Raw genomic sequence first — 6,774 nt, 5'->3', positions numbered from 1 at the left:
AACTAATTCTGCAACTGTCACTGTTTCTTTATCTGATGTAAATGATGCTGGAACTGATGGCACTTTAGAACTTTGTAATACAGATACTGCCGTAGACTTATTTGACAGTTTAGGTGGTACGCCTGATATTGGTGGTACTTGGTCCCCTGCACTTGCTAGTGGAACAGGAATGTTTGACCCAATGGTTGATGCTGCTGACACCTATACATATACTGTTTCTAGTACTGGTTCAAGCTGTCCTGATGCTACAGCTAATGTTGTTGTAACGTTTACTCAAGCACCAAATGCTGGAACTAATGGTACACTAGATTTGTGTTCTAGCGATTCTAGTTCAGTTGATTTAATTGATTACTTAGAAGGAATTCCAGATACAGGGGGAGTTTGGTCTCCTGCTCTTGCCAGTGGAACAGGAATGTTTGATCCAGCTATAGATGCCGCTGATATTTATACTTATACTATAAATAATTCATGTGGAACTAGTTCTGCGACAGTAACAGTCTCTATTTCAACTGCAAATGACGCTGGTACAGATGGTACTATTGAGTTTTGTAGTAATGCTTCACCTGTAGATTTATTTGATAGTCTAGGAGGAACTCCACAAACAGGTGGTACTTGGTCTCCTGCATTAACAAGTGGCACTGGAGTATTTGACCCAACGGTAGACACTGCTGATACCTATACGTATACTGTTTCTAGTACAGATTCAACTTGTCCTGATGCAACTGCTAATGTTGTTGTAACACTTACTCAAGTACCAGATGCTGGATTAGATGACACACTTAATTTATGTATCGATGATACAAACTCTGTAGATCTATTTGATAGTTTAGGTGGTTCCCCACAAACTGGCGGGATATGGACACCTGCACTTGCTAGTGGAACTGGAGTGTTTGACCCTACAGTTGATACTGCTGATGTATACACCTATACCGTAACATCAACAGAATGTAACTTAACAGCTTCTGCTAATGTATCTGTTACAATACTAGACCTTCCAGACGTTACAGGACTAGAGCTTTCTATGGATAACAATTTTATTTGTTTAGGTCTTCAAGATGCCGAAATTATTATTAGTGGAGCTAATCAATTACCAGATGGTGATTATTCTATAGTATATCAACTTAGTGAAGCTAACGCTTCTGTAAATACTGCTGCAATTTCTGTAGTAAATGGAAACTCAACATTTATAATTCCACAAACACTATTACCAAACCCTGGAATTACTATGGTTACTCTGACTCAATTATATGTACTTGGCCAAACTTGTAGTGCAATTACTAATACTGTTGAACCATATAAGATAATAGTACAAGATCCACCAACACCAGAATTAATTGACAACGGCACAGAGTTTTGTATAGAAGATAATCCAACCATTGCTGATTTATCCAACAACATTTCTAACAATATAAATGTAGGCGACTCAATTGTATGGTACGATCAAGCTATTGGCGGTATACCTTATGCTGATACAGATGCTTTACAAGAAGGGATTATATACTATGGAGCATTTAGAACAGAAAATAATTGTGAAACAAGTATAAGATTAGAAGTAACTATTAGTTTTATTGAATGTGTAAAAAGCATTGTAATACCAGATGGTTTTTCTCCAAATGGCGACCATATTAATCCTGTTTTTGATATTCTTTACTTAGACGAACTTTATCCTAACTTTAAACTTAGCGTTTATAATAGATATGGAAATATACTTTACGAAGGCGATAAAGACTCTCCTAAGTGGGACGGAACATGGAAAAACAACAATACTGTTTTACCTGTTGGAGTATATTTTTATATCTTAGAATTTAATGATGGAAAAACGGAACCAATACAAGGTAGAGTGTATCTAAGTAGATAATTTACGACATATTAAAATGATAAGTAAAATAACAACATATTGCATTGCCATAACAACTCTTTTTTTAGGGTTGAAATTGCACGCACAACAAGATCCTCAATACAGCCAATATATGTATAATATGAGTGTCATAAATCCTGGTTATGCTACAGATGACAACTCTATGATGAATCTTGGCCTACTTTATCGTACGCAGTGGGCTCGATCTATTGGTGGACCAACAACCGGAACATATTTTGTTCACTCTACAATTACAGATAACGTAGAAGGAGGCTTATCTGTTGTACATGATGAAATTGGTGACGTTGTAAAACAAACAAGTGCTTTTGCAGATATAGCTGTTGTGGTTCCTTTAAGTGCAAACACAAAATTATCCTTTGGGATAAAGGCTGGCGCTACTTTTTACAGTACCAATTTTGATGGGTTTGTATATTCTGACCCTTTACCAGATCCGGCCTTTGCAGAAAATATAAGCCGAGTTATTCCTAATGTTGGAGCTGGTTTATTCTTTTTCTCAGATCATTATTATTTAGGCTTATCTGCACCAAATCTTTTAGAAACAAAATACCTTGAAGAAGATAGCGGAATTATATCTCAAGGTAAAAAAAATATACATGTATTTTTCACTGGTGGTTATGTCATAGATTTAAATGATACTTTTAAGTTTAAGCATTCTTTTATGGCAAAGCATGTCAATGGCGCACGCTTATCTATAGATTTAAATGCAAATGTTTTAATTGATAATTTGGTAGAAGTTGGTGCTGGCTATCGCTTTGATGATTCTTACGTTGGTATGGTTAATTTTTCAATGACTGACGCCATACGTATTGGTTATGCCTACGACCATACAATATCTAATTTAGGTAGATTTAATTCGGGATCACACGAAATAATGCTATTATTTAACATTGGTAAACTCGGAAAAGGCTACGACAAATCGCCAAGATTTTTCTAATTAAAGACAAATGAAAACGTTTAAACTATATATCTTATTTGCTGTTTTAACTACAGGAAATCTATGCTTTTCACAATCTAGTAAAGCTGATGCGCTTTACGAAAATAGAGCATATGTTGAAGCTGCTGAGATTTATTCGGAACTTCCAAAAACAGCAGTTAATTTAGAAAAGCTAGGAGACTGTTATTATTATAACTCTGAATTTGATCGTGCTTATAAAGCCTACAAACAAGTTTATGATTTAAAAAATGATACGGAACTCACTGAAGCATTTTATTTCAAGTATTTTGATGTATTAAAAGGAACCAGAAAATACGAAGAATCAGATGAAATTTCATCTCTTTATTTAAACAACCCTATTAATACCAAAAGTTTTAAATCGTTGTTAAAACGTATTATTCCTTATGAATATGAACTAAAGAATATTACAGAAGATATTGGAGGTTCAAATTTTGGAGTTGGTATTTATGGAGATAAAATCGTTTTTTCTTCAACAAAAAATTTAAAAAATCCAAATTACAAATGGAATAGCAAACCGTATTTAGATTTATATGAAGGTAAAGTAACTGTCGGAAATTCTATAACATTAGATAGCATACAACCTTTTAATAAAAATATAAATACTTCAAAACAGCATGAAAGTAATGCCGTATTTACCAAAGATGGTAAAACCATGTATTTTTCTAGAAATCACAAAAATCGAATTGATTTAGATTCTACAAAAATTGCTGTTGTTAGTATCTTTAAAGCAGAACTAGTTGATGATAAATGGACAAATGTAGAACCTGTACCCTTTTCTAGTAACACCTACTCTACTATGCATCCTGCTTTAAATAGTGATGAAACAAAATTATACTTCGCTAGTGATATGCCAAATACTATGGGCTCTTTTGATATCTTCTACGTAGATATCTTAGGAGACAATTCTTTTGGTGAACCTGTTAACTTAGGTGCAAACATTAATACTGTTCGTAGAGAACAGTTTCCTTTTATTGCTCAAGATAGCACTCTTTATTTTGCTTCTAATGGAAAAAATGGTTTTGGTGGTTTAGATGTATTTTCGAGTAGCATAAATAATGATAAATACCTCGATGCACTTAATTTAGGTGAATCTATTAATACTGAAAAAGATGACTTCGCATTTGTCGTAATCGATTCTTTAAACACTGGATACATATCTTCTAATAGATCTGGTGAAGATAATATATATACTTTTAAACGCATTGAAACCGAAAGAACTTATACCATTGAAGGTTTAGTTACAGACAAGGTAACAGGTGAAATTTTACCTAATACAACCGTAACTTTATTTGATGAAGATGGAAATGTAATAAGTGAAGTTATAGTGGGTGAAGACGGAAAATATCAGTTGACAACTAAGCCAAATCAAAATTATTCTGTTGAAGGTTTTCAACCTAAATATATTCCTCAAATTGAATTTTTTGACACTAATGATAAAGGCAACATCGAATTTAATATTGAGCTTGAAATAGAATCTTATAAAGATGCTGAAGAAATTGTAACTGATGATGAATTTGGTAACACTTTTATTGAGTTAGAAAATATTTATTTCGACTTTGCGAAATGGGACATTAAACCACAAGCTGCAAGAACCTTGGATGTATTGGTAGATTTACTTAAAAAGTACCCAAGAATGGAAATACAACTTGGAGCACATACAGATTCTAGAGCAGGCTTTGAATTTAACTTAGACTTATCTGAAAAACGTGCAAGAGCAACTTTAGAATATTTAGTACAAAACGGAATCTCAAGAGCGCGTTTAACATCTAAAGGTTATGGAGAGTCACAACCATTAGTACCTTGTGGCGAAAATTGTACAGAAACAGAATTTTCAATTAACAGACGTTGTGAATTCCTTATTTTAAAATAAAGGAAACACTCTGTTTCACAATAATTATGGCACTTTCCAATGAAATCGTATTAAGGCCTCGTTTTAAATTTGAAGTAACAACTCATAACGAAAAATTACTAAAAGGTTTTGACGAAACAAAAACTAACCAAACAGAATTTATTGTTTCTAGGATTGACGATCACGTTTTTATAAAATTCCCAAAAAAAGACCAACATTTTTGGTCGCCTCAATTGCATTTAGAAATTAATGAAGAAGGAAAAGATAAAACAATAGTTCATGGTCTTTTTGGACCCAACCCAACCGTTTGGACTATGTTTATGTTTTTTCACTTTATAGTCGCTGCTCTTTTTCTAGGTTTTGGAATTTGGGCATATACAAACATAAGCTTAGGAAACACTTATGCGATACAGCTGTTTCTAATGCTTTTTATGATTCTAATATGGATTGTATTATATTTTGCTGGTAGAATTGGACGTTCAAAAGGAAAACCAGAAATGTATAAATTACATGATTTTATGAAAAAGACTCTTAGAACTTACCGTTGATTATAGCCAAAACGCTTTAGTTGGTTCTGGTTACTTCTCCAATTTTTATTCACCTTTACATACAATTCTAAATGCACTTGTTTACCAAAGAATTTTTCTAAATCTTTACGTGCTTCTACTCCTACTCGCTTTAATGCCGAGCCTTTATGTCCAATAATAATTCCTTTTTGAGTCTCTCTTTCAACCATAATTACAGAACGCATTCTTATAATATCATCCGCTTCAAAAAACTCTTCAGTATCAACTTCTACAGCATACGGAATTTCTTTTTTATAATGTATTAAGATCTTTTCTCTAATGGCCTCGTTAACAAAAAAACGTTCTGGTTTATCTGTTAATTGATCTTTAGGGTAAAACGCAGGAGACTCTGGTAATAATTCAATGATTCTATCAAATACATTCTGAACATTAAACCCTTCGGTTGCAGAAATAGGAAAAAACTCAGCATTTGGAACTTTACTTTGCCATAATTCCGATTGTGCTTCAAGCTGTTCTTGATTAGAGGTATCAATCTTATTCAACAATAATAAAACAGGAATCTTTGAATTGGTGATTTTATTAAAGAAAGCTTCATCTTTCAACTCCTTCTCACCTATTTCAACCATATAAATTAATACATCTGCATCATCAAAAGCCGATTTTACAAAATCCATCATAGACTCTTGTAGCTCATATGCTGGTTTAATGATACCTGGTGTATCACTTAAAATCACCTGAAAATCTTCGCCATTTACAATACCTAAAATTCGATGTCTTGTTGTTTGTGCTTTTGATGTTATAATAGATAATTTTTCACCTATAAAAGCATTCATCAACGTAGATTTACCAACGTTAGGATTACCAATAATATTTACAAAACCTGCTTTGTGCATTCAATATGTTTTAGACTGCAAAGATAGTTTAAAAAACTTGATCACATTTTATTTGTTTAGCGATCTGTTAGTATAGCGATTAATTTCTATGTTTTAAACCTTATAAAACTAGGTAGCACAAATAGAATTGTGGTTTTACAATATAATTACCTATAGACAGGAAATAATAATCCTTCAACAATTATAATAGCTTTTAAAACATTTTGAAGTCAACAAAACTGACACTCAAAAATTTTAGACCGATGAGAAATACTCTGTTTAGCAAATACGTGTAATTAGGCTAGTAATAAACGTATATTACCTAGTTTATGTAAAACGGAAGACCTAGTAGCACAATAATTATCTAAAACTTTTATAGTAAACCTAAAATCAAATTACCATAAAAGGGCGTCCTACAAAAGCAAAATCACATTGCTAGCGTAAAAAATAAAACAATTTATCCTTAGTTTTAAGCCACATTGCTTGTGTTTGGAACAAGCCAAGCCAACAGACTTTAAAACGTCCTTAAACTTAATATAGTGCTACTGATAAATAGTTTTACATAATCGCAACACGGGTCATTGCTAAAAGTTGTGTGTGATGATTAAAAAAAGATTCTGATTTTTGTAAAAAAAAAAAAGACTTTTGGACAATTATCTAGAACTACTGAAACTTATTCTTCCTGAATTTTT

5 protein-coding genes are annotated in these 6,774 nt (G+C 32.6%); 4 read left to right on the top strand and 1 reads right to left on the bottom strand.

The genetic code is table 11. The features are described 5' to 3' along the window. The 4 genes from VDP25_RS15050 to VDP25_RS15035 form a co-directional block, all read left to right on the top strand. A partial coding sequence (locus tag VDP25_RS15050; RefSeq protein ID WP_334471173.1) for a gliding motility-associated C-terminal domain-containing protein occupies positions 1–1,858 on the top strand: 1,858 nt, incomplete at its 5' end. Positions 1,859–1,874: 16 nt separating this feature from the next. Continuing rightward, positions 1,875–2,813 carry a PorP/SprF family type IX secretion system membrane protein gene (locus VDP25_RS15045; RefSeq protein ID WP_334471171.1) on the top strand — a complete coding sequence of 313 codons (939 nt, stop codon included), beginning with the start codon at positions 1,875–1,877 and terminating at the stop codon, positions 2,811–2,813. A 10-nt stretch (positions 2,814–2,823) separates the two neighbouring features. Next, positions 2,824–4,704 (top strand): OmpA family protein, encoded by a 1,881-nt coding sequence (locus VDP25_RS15040; RefSeq protein ID WP_215925538.1) that lies wholly within the window; start codon positions 2,824–2,826, stop codon positions 4,702–4,704. Between the two features lie 26 nt (positions 4,705–4,730). Continuing rightward, a complete protein-coding gene (locus tag VDP25_RS15035) occupies positions 4,731–5,231 on the top strand; it encodes a GTP-binding protein (protein WP_334471168.1) in 501 nt (166 codons plus the stop codon). Here VDP25_RS15035 and era read toward each other — a convergent pair. Further along, complete coding sequence (era, locus tag VDP25_RS15030; RefSeq protein WP_334471166.1) at positions 5,222–6,103, bottom strand: GTPase Era; 882 nt, start codon at positions 6,101–6,103, stop codon at positions 5,222–5,224. The two genes, VDP25_RS15035 and era, sit on opposite strands and share 10 nt — an antisense overlap. Positions 6,104–6,774: the final 671 nt, after the last annotated feature.

Source organism: Winogradskyella sp. ECml5-4 (assembly GCF_036903175.1).
Lineage (GTDB): Bacteria > Bacteroidota > Bacteroidia > Flavobacteriales > Flavobacteriaceae > Winogradskyella > Winogradskyella damuponensis.
Note: the sequence above shows the minus strand (reverse complement) of the source record. Positions and strands in the feature narration are given on the sequence as shown.

Excerpts from the sequence above, each read along its gene's own strand:
- VDP25_RS15045 (WP_334471171.1), top strand. The coding sequence starts at position 1,875 with ATGATAAGTAAAATAACAACATATTGCATTGCCATAACAACTCTTTTT.
- VDP25_RS15040 (WP_215925538.1), top strand. The coding sequence starts at position 2,824 with ATGAAAACGTTTAAACTATATATCTTATTTGCTGTTTTAACTACAGGA.
- era (WP_334471166.1), bottom strand. The coding sequence starts at position 6,103 with ATGCACAAAGCAGGTTTTGTAAATATTATTGGTAATCCTAACGTTGGT.
- VDP25_RS15035 (WP_334471168.1), top strand. The coding sequence starts at position 4,731 with ATGGCACTTTCCAATGAAATCGTATTAAGGCCTCGTTTTAAATTTGAA.